This is a genomic window from Azonexus fungiphilus (assembly GCF_003634965.1).
GTDB lineage: Bacteria > Pseudomonadota > Gammaproteobacteria > Burkholderiales > Rhodocyclaceae > Azonexus > Azonexus fungiphilus.
Map to the genome: position 1 here is coordinate 15,029 of NZ_RBXP01000002.1, position 16,331 is coordinate 31,359.

Consider the following 16,331-nt stretch of genomic DNA (forward strand, 5'->3'; position numbering starts at 1 on the left):
CGGACAGTCAGCAGACGGCGGTCTCGATGCCCAGCCCGGAAATCTTCTCGTACAGCGCCGCCCGCGAGATGCCCAGGCGCCGCGCCGCTTCCGCCTTGTTGCCGCGGCACTGGTGCAGCGCCGAACGGATCGCCTCGCGCTCGGCGCGGGCCACCACCTCGGCGATGGCGAGCGGGGCGCCGGCGGCCGGCTCGGCGGCAGCGCTGCTGGCCGGCTGGATCACGGCGGCGATGTCGTCGGCTTCCAGTGTCTCGCTGTCCGACATCAGCAGCGCCCGTTCGAGCACGTTGCGCAGTTCGCGCACGTTGCCCGGCCAGTCGTGGCGACACAGCCGGTTGACCGCGCTGGTGCTGATCCCGCGCGGCGGCATGCTGCGCAGCCGGCAGATCTGGTCGACCAGGTAGTCGGCGAGCAGCGCGAAATCCTCGAGCCGCTCGCGCAGCGGCGGCGTGCGCAGGGTGATGACGTTGAGCCGGTAATAGAGGTCGGCGCGGAAGCTGCCCTCGGCGACCATCCGTTCGAGATCGCGGCTGGTCGCGGCAATCACCCGCAGGTCCACGGTCGCCAGCCGGTTCGAGCCGACCGGTTCGTACTCGCCCTCCTGCAGCGTGCGCAGCAGCTTGGCCTGGAGCGCCGGCGACATGTCGCCGATCTCGTCGAGGAACAAGGTGCCGCCGTCGGCCAGCTTGAACTTGCCGTCGCGCCCGCCGCGCTCGGCGCCGGTATAGGCACCCGGCGCGACGCCGAAGAACTCCGCTTCGAGCAGGGTTTCCGGCACCGCGGCGATGTTGACCGCGACGAAGGGCGCCTCGCTGCGCGCCCCGGCGGCGTGGATGGCCTGCGCCAGCAGTTCCTTGCCGGTCCCGGTTTCGCCGAGGATCAGCACCGGCGCGGTGGTCCGCGCCGCGCGCCGGGCGGCCTGCTTGAGCGCGCTGCTGGCGGCGCCGGCGCCGACGAAATCGGCAAAGGTGTACTTGGTCCGGCGGGCTTCGGCGAGCTTGCGCCGGGCTTCCGCCAGATCGGAGCGCAGCCGCTGGTAGCGCGCCATCAGCGGCGCCAGCCGGCTCGGATCGTCGTAGAGCATGAAACCGACCGCGCCGACCACCTCGCCACCGGCGTCGCGCAGCGGCAGGCGGGTGACGACGAAGGCGCGGTCGCCGTATTCCATGATGTCGAGCATGATCGCCTGGCCGCTGTGCACGACCTGGCGCATCATGCTGTTGGGAATCACCTGCTCGATCGGCTGGCCGATCACGCAGGACGACAGCGCGATCCCGAGACGCTCGGGATAGCTGTCGTTCATCCAGACGATGCGGGCGTCACGATCGACGATCACCGCGCCTTCGCAGTAATCGGCGAAATGCGAAAGCAGCGTGTCCGACGCCAGCCGCCGCAAATCCTCGCTCAAGGTCACGCCCGCCCTCCCTTAGTTGACCAGGGCCGCCTCGATCTCGGCGAAGGTCCGCGGCAGGTCGAAGCCGAGCACCGGCACGCCGAGCGCGCGACCGATCTGGGTCGCCGAGAAGAGGCCGCGCACGCGCGGCTGGCCGCTGAGCGGGTCGCTGTCCTCGACCAGGATGTGCTGGCGGCCGAGTTGCTTGAGCGCATCGAGGATGTCGGAAACGCGGGCCCGCAGCACGTCGTCGAGGGCCAGGGTATCGATCCCGCCGATCGGCGTCATCAGGTCGGCGACGCTCAGTTCGCCGCGCTTGCCGCCGCGCGCCTGGGCCACCTGCAGCGGCTTCTCGCCGAGGATGTCGCGGGCGGTGATCAGGCCGACGACCTCGTCGTCCTTGCCGACCACCATGAGCAGCCGGACGCCGCGCGAGATCATGCGGGCATTGGCTTCGTCGACCGTCGCCGTCGGGCCGATGCTGACCACGTTGACGCGGAAAAAGTCGGTCATCGCCTCGATCGCCGGCGAATCGGGAGCGATCAGGTTGAAACCGGAAACGCACAGCGCGGCATTGGCAGAGAGCTTGTGCGCGCGCAGGGGAACGGGCTGGGTCATGGTGTCTTCCTCCAGAATTATTATTGGCCCGGCTGTCGCCGGCCGGCGGGGAAGACCGTTCGACGACAGCTTCCCTGCGCACAGTATTCCGGGAAGCCGGAGCCGATGCAAGCGCCGGCGGGACGGCGGCAGCGGCGCCCCACGAAGCCGGGCCGAAACGGTATGATGCTGCGGTTTGTCCGCCCCCTTCAACGCTTTTCCACGACCCGCCCGATGAACCGACTCGCCAGCCGCCTGCGCGCCCTCATCCCGACCCGCGAGCAGATCATGGCCAACCGCTGGCTGCGCTGGCTCAGCCCCTTCCTCGCCCACCCCCGGCTGTGGCACTGGTCGCGCCGCGGCGTCGCGCTCGGGGTCGCCATCGGCGTCTTCTTCGGACTGCTCATCCCGATTGCCCAGATTCCGGTATCGGCCGCCGCCGCCGTGCTGCTGCGCGCCAACGTGCCGGCAGCGGCAGCGAGCACGCTGGTCACCAATCCGATCACCTTCGGCCCGGTCTATTACGCCGCCTACCGCCTCGGCGCCTGGATTCACGGCGACACCGCGGCACCGCCGACCGATGCCGCCGCCGCATCCGACGACAGCGGCATCTGGGAGCGCATCGCCGGCCTCGGCCTGCCACTGGTCACCGGGCTGGCGATCATGGCGGTGATCTTCGGCCTGGCCAGCTACCTGATCATCAGCGCCGTCTGGTACTGGCGGGTCAAGCTCAGACGGCGCCGCCAGCTGCAGTTCTACCAGACGCGCAGCGGCGGCATCAAGGGACCGGGCTAGCCGCGCCGGCAGTGGCGGGCGATCAACGCGAACAGTTCCGGCGGATCGAAAGGCTTGCTGACGTAGTCGGTCATGCCGGCGGCCAGGCATTTCTCGCGGTCGCTGGTCAGCGCATGCGCGGTCATCGCGACCACCGGCAGGTCGACGGAAATTTCCGCACGAATGCGGCGGGTCGCCTCGTAGCCGTCCATCACCGGCATCTGGCAATCCATCAGGACCAGGTCGTAGGTCCCGTCGCGCAGCCGCGCCAGCGCTTCGGCACCATCGGCGACGGCGTCGACATCGGCACCGGCGACGCCGGCGAGCAGGTCGCAGGCGACCAGGCGGTTGATCTCGTTGTCCTCGGCCAGGAGGATGCGCAGGCCGCGCAGCGAACCGGCCCCGGGACTGCCGCTGGCGCCCGCCGGCGGTGGCGTCGGGCGGCGAGCGAAGACCGTGGCGAAGGTATCGAGCAGCGACGAGGCACTGACCGGCTTGGTCAGGCAGGCATCGAGCGCTTCCTGGCGCATCCGGGCAAGGGCTTCGTCGTTACCGTAGGCGGTGACCATGACGATGCGCGGCTGGACCGTCAGTCCTGACATCGCGCGAATCCGCGCGGCCGCCTCGAAGCCGTCAACACCGGGCATCTTCCAGTCCATCAGCACCACATCGTAGGGAGTCGTTGCCGCTGCCAGCGCCTGCAGGCCGGCTTCGGCGGAATCGACCAGGGTCGGCCGGTAGCCCAGGCTGTTCAACAGGGTCGAGAATATCTCGCGGGCATTGGCGCTGTCATCGACGACCAGGATGCGCAGGTTGCGGATGTCCGGCGCCGGCAGCGGCGTCGCGACACTGCCGGTACCGGCACCGAAGACCGCGGTGAAACTGAACTCGCTGCCCTTGCCCGGCTCGCTGCTGACCTCCATCTCGCCGCCCATCATCTGCACCAGCTGCCGGCTGATCGCCAGCCCGAGGCCAGTGCCGCCGTATTTGCGGGTGACCGAGGCGTCGGCCTGGGAGAAGGGCCGGAACAGGTTGGCCAGTTGCGCCGCATCCATGCCGATGCCGGTATCGCGAACCGCGAAACGCAGACAGACCCGCCCCTCGGCGCAATGCAGCTGATGCACGGTGACGACGACGATTTCGCCACGCTCGGTGAACTTGACCGCGTTGCCGCACAGGTTGACCAGCACCTGCCCGAGGCGCAGCGGGTCGCCGACCAGCGAAGGGTTGATGCCAGGGGCGGTGTCGATCAGGAATTCCAGCCCCTTTTCCTGAGCCCGCGGCGCGATCAGCGTGGTCACCTGCTCGAGCACGTCGTCGAGGGAGAACTCGAGCGTTTCCATGCTCAGCTTGCCGGCCTCGATCTTCGAGAAGTCGAGGATGTCGTTGATGATCGTCAGCAGCGCCGTCGCCGCCGTCCTCGCCTTGCTCAGGTAATTGCGCTGCTGCGGGCTGAGCTCGGTGCGCAAGGCCAGTTCGGTCATGCCGATGATGCCGTTCATCGGCGTCCGGATTTCGTGGCTCATGTTGGCCAGGAATTCGCTCTTCGCCCGTGTCGCCGACTCGGCCTGCAGGCGCGCCGCCTGCAACTCGGCGGTGCGGGCATCGACCAGCTGCTCGAGGTGGGCCTGGTAGTCGAGCAATTCGGCCTCGGCCCGCAGCTGACGGCCAAGCGCCAGACGTGCGACCAGCACCAGGAACAGCGAGACCAGGGAAATCACCACCGCGGCGCCGCCATACCAATAGACATGCTGCCACCACTCGGCCAGATAATCCTTTTCGGCGATCGCGGCCAGCACGTAGAGTGGGCGCTCGCCCACCTGCCGGTAACTGTAGATGCGCCGGATGCCGTCGGCCGGACTGATCTCGCTGTAGGTACCGTAACGCTTGCCTTCGGCGATCAAGCGCGCCACGGGATGCCCGGGCATCGGCTGCCCCATGTTGTCCGGCAAGGGCGGCTGGCGCACCATCAGGCGCATCCCGCCATCGCGCATCAGCACCGCGCCGTTCGGGCCCATGTCGATCCCGGCGTAAAAGCGCTGCAGTTGGTCGAGTTGCACGGCGACGCTAACGATTCCGGCAAAACTGCCGTCCGCCGCGCGCACCGCACGGCTCAGCGCGATCGCCCAGGTGCCGAGGCCGCGCGACAGCAGGGGCGGCGAAATATGGAGACCGACGTCTTCCGCCCCCCGATGCACCCGGAAATACTCACGGTCGGCCACCGAGAAGGCGACGACATCGGCCGGCGAACTGTGCACCATCGCCCCCTCGCGGTCGAAGATGCGCACTGCAACCGCCTCGGGCAGGCTCAGCCGCTTGCCGGTCAGCAAGGCATTCATGTCGCCGCCACCGGCAACCTGGATGCGGCCGCCGGCATCGACCGCCAGATGACCGAGCATGTCGCGCAGCAGCAGATCGAGCTTGTCCACCATCGACTGCGCATGCTGCTCGAGCACGAGCGCGGTGTTTTCGGTTTCGCGGACGGCCTGCGCCTCGCGCCCCAGACGTTCCTGATGCAGGCTGAGGCTGATCAGGATCGTGAAGCCGAGCGCACTGACCAGCCCGGCCAGGATGACCAGGCGGAATACGGACGATTTGGTCGCGGGGTGAACCATCTTCGTTTGTACCCGCTCGCCGCTCTCGCGGTGCGGGCGTCTCCTCTGTCGTTATGCCCGAAGAATATCAGGTCCGAACGAGTATAGAAGTGCGCTCCGCAAATGGCAAAAGGCCAACCCGAAGGTTGGCCTTTGCACGGGCTTGCGCCCTGATTCCTGGTGGACCGAATGAGGATCGAACTCACGACCTCCGCATTGCGAACGCGGCGCTCTCCCAGCTGAGCTATCGGCCCGTAAGGCGCGCATTATAGCCCAGCGCCCGGCGGTTTTTGCAAGTTTCCTGCGGTTGACCGTCAGATCCCCTCAAGCCTGCCCGGCACCCGCCGCGGCGCGGCGCAGGCGGTCGGCGACGGCGGTCCACTCGGTGCCAGACGGCAGGGCTTCGACGACGATCAGGTCGACGCCGGCGTGGTCCATGTCGCGCAGCGCGGCGTAGAGGTCGTGGGCGTAGCCGACCGGGTCGGCCGGCAGCAGCCGCCAGGCGTGCGGCATGCCGGCCTGCGGCGGCTGGTTGGGGCTGATCACGCCGCAGGTGCCGCCGCGATGGCGCTGGGCGTTGAGGAAGTCGAGCAGGCGCTCGCCGGTGACCACGCGCAGCGGCGTGGTCGGCGCATAGTGCGCCTCCAGCGAACCGGAGACGCGCGGCGCGCCGTGGCTGGTTTCGATGGCCGGGACGCGGCCGAGCACCGCTTCGAGATGCAGCGGCGAGATGTGGCCGGGGCGCAGCACCACCGGTTCGCCGCGCGAGCAGTCGATGATCGTCGATTCGATGCCGACGGCGCAGGGACCGCCGTCGAGGATCAGCGGCACGGCCTCGCCCAGTTCCTCGGCGACGTGGGCGGCGGTGGTCGGGCTGATGCGGCCGAAGCGGTTGGCCGACGGCGCGGCAATGCCGGCGTGCGCACCTTTGGCGGCGGCAAAACGGCGCAGCAGTTCGAGCGCCACCGGATGGCCGGGAACGCGCAGGCCGACGGTGTCCTGGCCGCCGGTGACGGCGTCGGGCACCCAGGCCTGCTTCTTCAGGATCAGCGTCAGCGGGCCGGGCCAGAAGGTTTCCATCAGTTCCCAGGCAATGGCCTGCACTTGCTCGGCCCAGGCTTCGACGGCGTCGTGGCCGGCCAGGTGGACGATCAGCGGATGGTCGGCTGGGCGGCCCTTGGCAGCGAAAATTTTCGCCACCGCCGCCGGGTTGGCAGCGTCGGCGCCGAGGCCGTAGACGGTCTCGGTCGGCAGCGCGACCAGTTCGCCGGCCAGCAGCAGGTCGACAGCGCGCTGGTAATCCGCTTCGGAAGGTGTCATCAGTCCTTGATGCCGATGGCGGCGCGGGCGGCCAGGGCGGCCTGCTGCACGGCTTCGGCGTTGTCGCCGATCACCGTGAAGTGGCCCATCTTGCGGCCCGGCCGGGCGTGGTGCTTGCCGTAGAGGTGCAGCTTCAGGTTGGGGATGGCGTGCAGCTTGGCCCAGTCCGGCTCGCGGTAGGTGTCGCCGTCGTACCAGAGGTCGCCGAGCAGGTTGACCATCACCGACGCCGAATGCGCGCGCGGCTCGCCCAGCGGCAGGCCGCACAGCGCGCGCACCTGCTGTTCGAACTGGTCGGTGACGCAGGCATCGATGGTGTAGTGACCGCTGTTGTGCGGGCGCGGCGCCATTTCGTTGACCAGCAACTGGCCGCGGCTGACGAAGAATTCGACGCCCATGGTGCCGATGTAGCCGAGCTTCTCGGCGATGCGCGCGGCGATGTCCTCGGCGTCGCTCTGCATGCAGCCGGAAGTGCGCGCCGGCACGATGGAGACATCGAGGATGCCGCGCGTATGCTGGTTCTCACCGGTCGGGAAGCAGGCGACCTTGCCCTGCTCGTCGCGCGCCAGCACGACCGAGACTTCGTAGTCGAGCGGCAGGCGCTGTTCGAGCACGCATTGCTCGCCCTTGAACTGGGCGAAGGCGAGCAGCGCCTCCGCGACGTTGCTGACCGTCGCCTGGCCCTTGCCGTCGTAGCCGAAGCGGGCGACCTTGAGGATGGCCGGGAAGAGGCTGGCCGGCGCAGTTTTCAGGTCATTTTCGCAGTTGACCGTGATGAACGGGCCGTGCGGGAAACCGTTGTCGCGCAGGAAGGACTTTTCGCTGACGCGGTGCTGGCAGATCGCCACCGCCGCCGCGTGCGGGCGCACCGGCACGAACTTGGCGAGATAGTCGAGCGTCGCGGCCGGCACGTTCTCGAATTCGGTGGTGATCGCGGCGCAGCCGGCGGCGAATTCGTCGAGCGCGGCGTAGTCGTCGTAGGCGACGCAGAAGTGGCGTTCGGCGATCTGCGCCGCCGGGCTGTTCCTGTCCGGATCGAGCACCCAGACCTGGTAGCCCAGTTCGTGGGCGGCGGCAACGAAGAAGCGGCCGAGTTGGCCGCCACCGAGCATGCCCAGCGTGGCGGGCGGCAGGATCGTCGTCTTCATACTTCGGGCAGCTTCATCGCCAGGACCTTTTCCGTCTGCATCGTGCGGAAGGCTTGCAGACGACCGGCCAGCGCCGGATCCTGGTTGGCCAGCATGGCCACCGCGAAGAGCGCGGCGTTGGCGGCACCAGCCTCGCCGATGGCGAAGGTGGCAACCGGGATGCCCTTGGGCATCTGCACGATGCTGTGCAGCGAATCGACGCCGGACAGCGCGCGCGACTGCACCGGCACGCCGAGCACCGGCACCGTCGTCTTGGCGGCGAGCATGCCCGGCAGGTGGGCGGCACCGCCAGCACCGGCGATGATCGCCTGCAGGCCGCGCGGACCGGCGGTCTCGGCGTATTCGAAGAGCAGGTCGGGCGTGCGGTGGGCGGAAACGACGCGGGCTTCGAAGGCGACGCCGAAGTCCTTGAGGATGACGGCGGCGGCCTGCATGGTCGGCCAGTCGGAGTCGGACCCCATGACGATGCCGACGGAAATCTTCTTTTCAGACATTAGCGAATCCCCGCTTTGCGTTCGGCGGCCTCGATGGTATTGGCCAGCAGCATGGTGATGGTCATCGGCCCGACGCCGCCCGGCACCGGGGTGATCTGGCCGGCGACGGCGAGGCAGTCATCGAAGTCGACGTCGCCGCACAGCTTGCCGTCCGGGAGGCGGTTGATGCCGACGTCGATGACGACGGCGCCCGGCTTGATCATGTCGCCGGTGACGAACTTCGGCTTGCCGACGGCGGCGACGACGATGTCGGCGCGGCGGGTGTGGAACTTCAGGTCGCGCGTCTTCGAGTGGCAGACGGTGACGGTGGCGCCGGCGTTGATCAGCAGCATTGCCATCGGCTTGCCGACGATGTTGGAGCGGCCGATGACGACGGCTTCCTGGCCGCTCAGATCGACATTGCCCTTCTCGAACATCTTCATCACACCATACGGGGTGCAGGGAATGAAGCGCGGCGAGCCCTGCGACAGCGCGCCGACGTTCTCGGCGTGGAAACCGTCGACGTCCTTCTCGGCGGAGATGGCTTCGAGCACCTTCTCTTCGTCGAAGTGCCTGGGCAGCGGCAGTTGCACCAGGATGCCGTGGATGGACGGATCGGCGTTCAGTTCGGCGATCTTGTCGAGGACTACCTGCTGATCGACGTCCTTGTCGTAGACGATCTTCTCGGAATGCATGCCGATGGCCAGGCAGCCATTGACCTTGTTCTTCACGTAGACCTGGGAAGCCGGGTCTTCGCCGACCAGAATGACCACCAGGCCAGGCTGGTGCCCCTTGGCCGTCAGGGTTTCCACACGCGCCTTGAAGCTCTGGCGGAGCTCTTCGGCCAGGGCCTTGCCGTCAATGATTTGTGCCGTCATCGTCCATCCGTCAAAAAGAAAAGGGGAAAGGCGGCGGCCTTTCCCTTTGATTCGGCGCGGATTTTACCAGATTACGCGAGCGCTGCTTCAGCCGCGCCAACCGCCGCCCTGCCGGCTGCGAAAGCGCGCCGGTTGAGCTCGAGCAGTTTCTCGCCCTTGCGCGCAAAGCGCTTGAGCACACAGTCGAGCAGGATTTCCGCGCCGAACGGCAGGTGATCGGCGATGGCGCCGAGCATCACGGTGTTGCCGAGACGGATGTCGCCGAGTTCCTCGGCGATCGTCGTCGCGTCGAAGGCGACCACCTTGTTGCCGGTCTTGCGGATTTCGCCGAGCGGATCGGCGGGATATTCGAAGAGGCCGAGCTCGACCACCGGCGGCACCAGCCGCGCGGTGTTCATCAGCGTAATGCCGCCTTTTCTCAGCATGTGCTGCCAGCGCATCGCCTCGGCCGATTCGAAGCCGAGCAGCACGTCGGCGCTGCCCGGCGTGATCTGCGGCGAGAGCACGCGGTCGCCGAAGCGCAGGTGCGAGGAGACGACGCCGCCGCGCTGCGCCATGCCGGCGACTTCGGTTTTCTTGGCGTCGTGCCCGAGGGCGATCGCGGCTTCGGCGAGGATCTCGGTGGCGGTCATGACGCCTTGCCCACCGATGCCGACGACGAGGATGTTGGTCGTAGCGCTCATGCCTGGCAGCCTCCACGGGAAGCGAACTGGATCGGGGCGCTCGGCACGTAGTGCTCGATCGCCTTCGGCGCGCAGGGCTGCAGGCAGAGGCCGCAACCGGTGCACACCGAGGAGTCGATGCGGACAAAGGCGAGGTCGACTTCGCGGCCGCTGGCCTTGACCTCCTTGCCGCGCCGCGTGACATGGATGGCCGGGCAGCCGACATCGACGCAGTTGCCGCAACCGGTGCACTTGTCGTCGCTGACGGCATAGGGCTTGAGCTTGTGGTAATCCTTGATCAGCACGCAGGGCTGGTCGGTGATGATCACCGAAACCTCCGGCACCTTGACCTCCTCACGGATGGTCTTGAAGAGCACCGGCAACTCGTACGGATTGACCACGTGGATGCGCTCGTCCCTGACCCCCAGCGCCGAAACCAGCTTGGCGAAATCGATGCGCGGCGCGTCGTCGCCATGGATGTCGCGGCCGTTGCCCGGGTTGTCCTGGCCGCCGGTCATGCCGACGGCGCGGTTGTCGAGCAGCAGGACGGTGACGTTGCCCTTGTTGTACACCATGTCGAGCAGGCCCTGCATGCCCATGTGCAGGAAGGTCGAATCGCCGATCACGGCGACCACGCGCTTGTCCTTGTCGGCCTCGCCGCGCCCCTTGTCCATGCCCAGCGCGATGCCCATCGACGCGCCCATCGAGACGCAGGTATCGAGGGCATTCCACGGATGGCCGGCGCCCAGCGTGTAGCAGCCGATATCGCCGGAGATGTTGAGGTTGCGCACCTGCGACAGCGTGTAATAGACGCCGAGGTGCGGACAGGCGACGCACATCGTCGGCGGTCGCGGGAAAACCGGCAATGCCACGGTCGACGCCCCGGAAACGGCATTTTCCGGCAGCGTCTCGCCGAGCAGCCGGGCGATCGCCGGGCGCAGCACCGCCGGCGACAACTCGCCCTGCAGCGGCAGGATTTCCTTGCCGACGACCGCCAGGCCCTGGGCCTTCAGTTCGGTCTCGAGCAGCGGCTCGACTTCCTCGACGACGACGACCTGGTCGACCAGCGCCGCCAGTTCGCGGCACCTGGCAAACGGCGCCGGATGCGAGAAGCCGAGCTTGAGCACCGGCGCCTCGGGGAAGGCCTCCTTGACGTGCATGTAGGCCGGGCCGGAGGTGATGAAGCCGACGCGGCGGTCGCGCCCCGGCTCGATGACATTGAGCGGCGAGGTCTCGGCCAGCGCGCGCAGGTCGCGGTCGCGCTGGAACATCAGCGGAATGCGCTTGCCGGCATTGCCCGGGACCATGACGAAGCGCGCCGGATCCTTCCTGAAGCCGGGGCCGGCATGGGCCACGCGCTCGCCGACGGTGACCAGCGACTTGACGTGGTTGATGCGCGTCGTCATGCGCAGAATCACCGGCACCTGGAAACGCTCGGACAGTTCGTAGGCGGCCAGCGTCATCGCGTAGGCCTCCTGCGAGTCGGCCGGCTCGAGCACCGGCACATGGGCGAAGCGCCCCCAGTAGCGCGAATCCTGCTCGTTCTGCGACGACGACAGGCCGACGTCGTCGGCAACGGCGATCACCAGGCCGCCGCAGACGCCGGTCAGGGTCAGCGTCATCAGCGCGTCGGCGGCGACATTCATGCCGACATGCTTCATGCAACAGAAAGCCCGCGAACCGGCATAGGCGGCACCGATCGCGACCTCGAGCGAGACCTTCTCGTTGACCGACCACTCGGCATAGAGATCGGGATAGGTCGCGACGACTTCGAGCATCTCGGTCGCCGGCGTCCCCGGATAGGCCGCGGCAACCTTGACGCCGGCCTCCCAGACGGCGCGGGCGACCGCCTCGTTGCCGGACAAAAGCAGCCGGCTGGCGGCCGGTGCGGGCATGACTGCTGCCATGGAAGCTCCTGATAGCAAATGCGGAAGCGTCGATTATAGGAATGCGCCAACAGGCCAATTTGATACAACTCAACAGAGCATCTTTTAATTTTCTGTTTCATATCGACGACAGGGACAAGGCCAGGGCACGAGTCCGTCGATATGACGCGAGATATTGCACAATGCGAATTTTGTTTTTACAATGCGGAACAGAAACTAGGTGTAAACACGGGGTGTGATCGCCCCGTGCAAAGCGTTAAAGTTGTCCTGCTCTAGCGGCAAGACAGAATGAAAACCCACGTAGGAGACAAACCATGGCCGATCAGCCGAACCTGCCCGCGGACATCGATCCGCAGGAAACCAAGGAATGGATCGACGCCCTCGAAGGCGTCATCAGCAACGAAGGCGCCAGCCGCGCCCATTACCTGATCGAGAAGCTGATCGGGCAGGCCCGCGAGGACGGCATCGACATCCCGTACTCGGCCAACACCGAATACATCAACACCATCCCCGCCGACCAGCAGCCCAAGTACCCGGGCAACCCGGACCTGGAGATCAAGATCCACTCCTACATCCGCTGGAACGCCATGGCCATGGTCGTGCGCGCCAACAAGGACACCAACGTCGGCGGCCACATCGCCTCCTTCGCCTCGGCCGCCGCGCTCTACGACGTCGGCTTCTCGCATTTCTGGAAGAGCCTCGACCACGACACCGGCGGCGACCTGATCTTCTTTCAGGGCCACTCGGTCCCCGGCGTCTATTCGCGCGCCTTCATGCTCGGTCGCCTGAGCGAGGAACAGATGGACAACTTCCGTCAGGAAACCGACGGCAAGGGCATCTCCTCCTACCCGCACCCGTGGCTGATGCCCGACTTCTGGCAGTTCCCGACGGTGTCGATGGGCCTCGGCCCGATCCAGGCCATCTACCAGGCCCGCTTCATGAAGTACCTCGCCTCGCGCGGCCTGATCGACGCCGCCAAGGCCGAGCAGCGCAAGGTCTGGGCTTTCCTCGGCGATGGTGAGACCGACGAGGTCGAATCGCTCGGCGCGATCGGCATGGCCGGCCGCGAAAAGCTGGACAACCTGATCTTCGTCATCAACTGCAACCTGCAGCGCCTCGACGGCCCGGTGCGCGGCAACGGCAAGATCATCCAGGAACTCGAAGCCGAATTCCGCGGCGCCGGCTGGAACGTCATCAAGCTGATCTGGGGCACCCACTGGGACGCCCTGTTCAACCGCGACAAGAAGGGCATCCTGAAGAAGCGGATGATGGAACTGTGCGACGGCGAGTACCAGACCTTCAAGGCCAAGAACGGCGCCTACGTGCGCGAGCACTTCTTCAACACGCCGGAACTCAAGGAGCTGGTCGCCGACTGGACCGATGACGACGTCTGGAACCTGAACCGCGGCGGCCACGACATCTTCAAGATATTCGCCGCCTACAACGCAGCCGTCACCCACAAGGGCGCGCCGACGCTGATCCTGGCCAAGACCATCAAGGGCTTCGGCATGGGCCAGGCCGGCGAGGCGATGAACATCTCGCACCAGCAGAAGAAGATGGACAAGGAGCAGATCGCCCGCTTCCGCGACCGCTTCGGCCTGCCGGTGCCGGACGACAAGCTCGAGGAACTGCCCTACCTGAAGTTCGCCGAGGACTCGCCCGAATACCAGTACATGCGCGAACGGCGCATGGCGCTCGGCGGCTTCCTGCCGTCGCGCCGGCGCAAGGCCGAACCGCTGGCGATCCCGGCGCTGGACAAGTTCGAGGCACTGCTCAAGGCCTCCGGCGAAGGCCGCGAACTGTCCACGACGATGGCCATCGTGCGCATCATGAACATGCTGCTCAAGGACAAGCAGGTCGGCCGCAACGTCGTCCCCATCGTGCCCGACGAATCGCGCACCTTCGGCATGGAAGGCATGTTCCGCGCCGTCGGCATCTGGAACCAGCAAGGCCAGAACTACGTCCCGGAAGACCATGACCAGCTGATGTTCTACAAGGAATCGAAGGACGGTCAGGTGCTCCAGGAAGGCATCAACGAGGCCGGCGCGATGAGCGACTGGATCGCCGCCGCCACCGCCTACTCGGTGCATGGCGTGCAGACCATCCCGTTCTACATCTGCTACTCGATGTTCGGCATGCAGCGCGTGCTCGACCTCGTCTGGGCGGCCGGCGACCAGCGCGCCCGCGGCTTCCTGGTCGGCGGCACCGCCGGCCGCACGACGCTGAACGGCGAAGGCCTGCAGCACGAGGACGGCCACAGCCTGATCCTGGCCAACCTGATCCCGAACTGCGTCTCCTACGATCCGACCTTCCAGTACGAAGTCGCCGTCGTCGTCCAGGACGGCCTGCGCCGGATGAACCAGGAGCAGGAAGACGTCTTCTACTACATCACGGTGATGAACGAGAACTACGAGCACCCGGAAATGCCCGCCGGTGCCGAGGCCGACATCATCAAGGGGATGTATTCGTTCAAGAAGGGCGGCGCCGGCGACCTGCGCGTGCAGTTGCTCGGCTCCGGCACCATCTTCCGCGAAGTCATCGCCGCTGCCGACCTGCTCAGGAACGACTGGGGCGTCGAAGCCGACATCTGGGGTTGCCCGAGCTTCAACGAACTGGCCCGCGACGGCCAGGATGTGGCCCGCTGGAACCTGCTGCATCCGCTGGAAGAGCCGAAGCTGTCGCACGTCGAGCAGAAGCTCGCCGGCAGCACCGGCCCGGTGGTTGCCGCGACCGACTACATCAAGCTCTTCGCCGAGCAGATCCGTCCCTTCGTCAAGGGCAGCTACATCACGCTGGGCACCGACGGCTTCGGTCGCTCCGACACCCGCGAGAAGCTGCGCCACCATTTCGAGGTCGATCGCCACTGGGTGACGCTGGCGGCGCTCAAGGCGCTCGCCGACGAAGGCAAGATCGGCCGCGAGAAGGTCGCTGCCGCGCTGGTCAAGTACAACCTGGATCCGGCCAAGCCGAATCCGATGTCGGTTTAAGGGAAGGAGACCACCATGAGCCAACTCATCGAAGTCAAGGTCCCGGACATCGGCGATTTCGACAGCGTTCCGGTGATCGACCTGTTCGTCAAGGTCGGTGACACGATCAAGGTCGACGACGCGATCGCCACCCTCGAATCCGACAAGGCCACCATGGACGTGCCGAGCACGGTCGCCGGCGTGGTCAGGGAAGTGCTGGTCCAGGTCGGTTCCAAGGTCAGCGAAGGTTCGCTGCTGATCAAGGTCGAAGCCGCCGCCGCTGGTGCGGCCGCACCGGCCGCCGCGCCGGCAGCCGGCGGGGCGCTGGTCGACGTCAAGGTCCCGGACATCGGCGATTTCGACAGCGTCCCGGTGATCGATCTGTTCGTCAAGGTCGGCGACACGATCAAGGTCGACGACGCGATCGCCACCCTCGAATCCGACAAGGCCACGATGGACGTGCCGAGCACGGTCGCCGGCGTGGTCAGGGAAGTGCTGGTCCAGGTCGGTTCCAAGGTCAGCGAAGGTTCGCTGCTGATCAAGGTCGAAAGCGGCGCCGCTGCTGCTGCCGCCCCGGCTGCCCCGGCCGCCGCGCCGGCACCGGCGGCGACGGTCAACCCGGAAAACAGCCCGAAAACCGCGTCGACCGTCAGCGTCGCCCCGGCCTCGCTGCCGGCAGCCGTGGCGCAGCCGCTCGCCCTCGGCGCCAAGGTGCATGCCTCGCCGTCGGTGCGCGCCTACGCCCGCGAGCTCGGCGTCGATCTGTCCAAGGTCCCGGCGACCGGCCCCAAGGGGCGCATCGTCAAGGAAGACCTGACCAGGTACGTCAAGGGCGTGATGTCCGGCGCCACCGCCGCACCGGTCGCCGCTGCCGGCGCCAGCCTGGGCGGCGGACTCGACCTGCTGCCCTGGCCGAAGGTCGATTTCAGCAAGTTCGGTGAAATCGAGGTCAAGCCGCTGTCGCGCATCAAGAAGATTTCCGGCCAGAACCTGTCGCGCAACTGGGTGATGATCCCGGCCGTGACCTACCACGAAGACGCCGACATCACCGACCTCGAAGCCTTCCGCGTGCTGCTCAACAAGGAAAACGAAAAGGGTGGCGGCGCCAAGCTGACCATGCTGGCTTTCCTGGTCAAGGCCTGCGTCAAGGCGCTGGAGAAGTTCCCCGAGTTCAACGCCTCGCTCGACGGCGACAATCTGGTGCTGAAGAAGTACTTCAACATCGGCTTCGCTGCCGACACGCCGAACGGTCTGGTCGTGCCGGTGATCAAGAACGCCGACAAGAAATCGGTGTTCGAGATTGCCCAGGAATCCGGCGACCTCGCCAAGCAGGCGCGTGACGGCAAGCTCAAGCCGGCCGACATGCAGGGCGCCTGCTTCACCATTTCCTCGCTCGGCGGCATCGGCGGTACCTACTTCGCGCCGATCGTCAATGCGCCGGAAGTGGCCATCCTCGGCGTCAACAAGTCGACGATGAAGCCGGTCTGGGACGGCAAGCAATTCGTGCCGCGCCTGACCCTGCCGCTTTCGCTGACCGCCGACCACCGCGTCATCGACGGCGCGCTGGCGACCCGCTTCAACGTCTATGTCGCGCAGCTGCTCGCCGACTTCCGTCGCGTCGCGCTGTAAGGGGGAATGAC

At 66.9% G+C, this 16,331-nt stretch carries 12 protein-coding genes and 1 tRNA gene; 3 read left to right on the plus strand and 10 right to left on the minus strand.

Going from position 1 to position 16,331, the window contains the following annotated elements; all coding sequences use genetic code 11:
* Nucleotides 1-7: 7 nt before the first annotated feature.
* Both DFR40_RS00955 and DFR40_RS00960 read right to left on the minus strand, forming a co-directional pair.
* Entirely contained in the window at nucleotides 8-1,414 is a 1,407-nt protein-coding gene (locus DFR40_RS00955; protein ID WP_121456628.1) for a sigma-54 interaction domain-containing protein, read from the minus strand.
* A gap of 12 nt (nucleotides 1,415-1,426) precedes the next feature.
* Nucleotides 1,427-2,011 carry a CBS domain-containing protein gene (locus tag DFR40_RS00960; RefSeq protein ID WP_121456629.1) on the minus strand — a complete coding sequence of 195 codons (585 nt, stop codon included), beginning with the start codon at nucleotides 2,009-2,011 and terminating at the stop codon, nucleotides 1,427-1,429.
* A 213-nt stretch (nucleotides 2,012-2,224) separates the two neighbouring features.
* Here DFR40_RS00960 and DFR40_RS00965 point away from each other — a divergent pair, with 213 nt between their 5' ends.
* The gene (locus tag DFR40_RS00965; RefSeq protein WP_121456630.1) at nucleotides 2,225-2,785 is read left to right on the plus strand and encodes a DUF2062 domain-containing protein; all 561 of its coding nucleotides are present in this window, start codon (nucleotides 2,225-2,227) and stop codon (nucleotides 2,783-2,785) included.
* Here DFR40_RS00965 and DFR40_RS00970 read toward each other — a convergent pair.
* The 8 genes from DFR40_RS00970 to DFR40_RS01005 all read right to left on the minus strand — a co-directional run bounded on the left by DFR40_RS00970 (nucleotide 2,782) and on the right by DFR40_RS01005 (nucleotide 11,746).
* Nucleotides 2,782-5,379, minus strand: coding sequence for a hybrid sensor histidine kinase/response regulator (locus DFR40_RS00970; protein WP_121456631.1), 2,598 nt, complete (start codon nucleotides 5,377-5,379; stop codon nucleotides 2,782-2,784). The two genes, DFR40_RS00965 and DFR40_RS00970, sit on opposite strands and share 4 nt — an antisense overlap.
* Nucleotides 5,380-5,536: 157 nt before the next feature.
* Nucleotides 5,537-5,612: transfer RNA gene (locus tag DFR40_RS00975), tRNA-Ala, on the minus strand.
* A gap of 70 nt (nucleotides 5,613-5,682) precedes the next feature.
* Nucleotides 5,683-6,678 carry an L-threonylcarbamoyladenylate synthase gene (locus DFR40_RS00980; protein WP_121456632.1) on the minus strand — a complete coding sequence of 332 codons (996 nt, stop codon included), beginning with the start codon at nucleotides 6,676-6,678 and terminating at the stop codon, nucleotides 5,683-5,685.
* Entirely contained in the window at nucleotides 6,678-7,826 is a 1,149-nt protein-coding gene (locus DFR40_RS00985) for a 5-(carboxyamino)imidazole ribonucleotide synthase (protein WP_121456633.1), read from the minus strand. Before DFR40_RS00985 ends, DFR40_RS00980 begins: the two co-directional genes overlap by 1 nt.
* Nucleotides 7,823-8,320, minus strand: a complete 498-nt coding sequence (purE, locus tag DFR40_RS00990) for a 5-(carboxyamino)imidazole ribonucleotide mutase (protein WP_121456634.1) — start codon at nucleotides 8,318-8,320, stop codon at nucleotides 7,823-7,825. The genes DFR40_RS00985 and purE overlap by 4 nt, the downstream gene beginning before the upstream one ends.
* Nucleotides 8,320-9,177, minus strand: coding sequence for a bifunctional methylenetetrahydrofolate dehydrogenase/methenyltetrahydrofolate cyclohydrolase FolD (folD, locus tag DFR40_RS00995; RefSeq protein ID WP_121456635.1), 858 nt, complete (start codon nucleotides 9,175-9,177; stop codon nucleotides 8,320-8,322). The genes purE and folD overlap by 1 nt, the downstream gene beginning before the upstream one ends.
* A gap of 71 nt (nucleotides 9,178-9,248) precedes the next feature.
* Nucleotides 9,249-9,860: an indolepyruvate oxidoreductase subunit beta gene (locus DFR40_RS01000; RefSeq protein WP_121456636.1), complete on the minus strand. Its 612-nt coding sequence runs from the start codon at nucleotides 9,858-9,860 to the stop codon at nucleotides 9,249-9,251.
* Complete coding sequence (locus DFR40_RS01005) at nucleotides 9,857-11,746, minus strand: thiamine pyrophosphate-dependent enzyme (RefSeq protein ID WP_121456637.1); 1,890 nt, start codon at nucleotides 11,744-11,746, stop codon at nucleotides 9,857-9,859. The genes DFR40_RS01000 and DFR40_RS01005 overlap by 4 nt, the downstream gene beginning before the upstream one ends.
* Before the next feature lie 293 nt (nucleotides 11,747-12,039).
* On the opposite strand from DFR40_RS01005, the gene aceE reads away from it, so the two are divergent.
* On the plus strand, nucleotides 12,040-14,712 hold the full coding sequence (aceE, locus tag DFR40_RS01010; protein WP_121456638.1) for a pyruvate dehydrogenase (acetyl-transferring), homodimeric type: 2,673 nt from the start codon (nucleotides 12,040-12,042) through the stop codon (nucleotides 14,710-14,712).
* Nucleotides 14,713-14,727: 15 nt separating this feature from the next.
* The gene (aceF, locus tag DFR40_RS01015) at nucleotides 14,728-16,320 is read left to right on the plus strand and encodes a dihydrolipoyllysine-residue acetyltransferase (protein ID WP_121456639.1); all 1,593 of its coding nucleotides are present in this window, start codon (nucleotides 14,728-14,730) and stop codon (nucleotides 16,318-16,320) included.
* The last annotated feature ends 11 nt before the right edge of the window (nucleotides 16,321-16,331 follow it).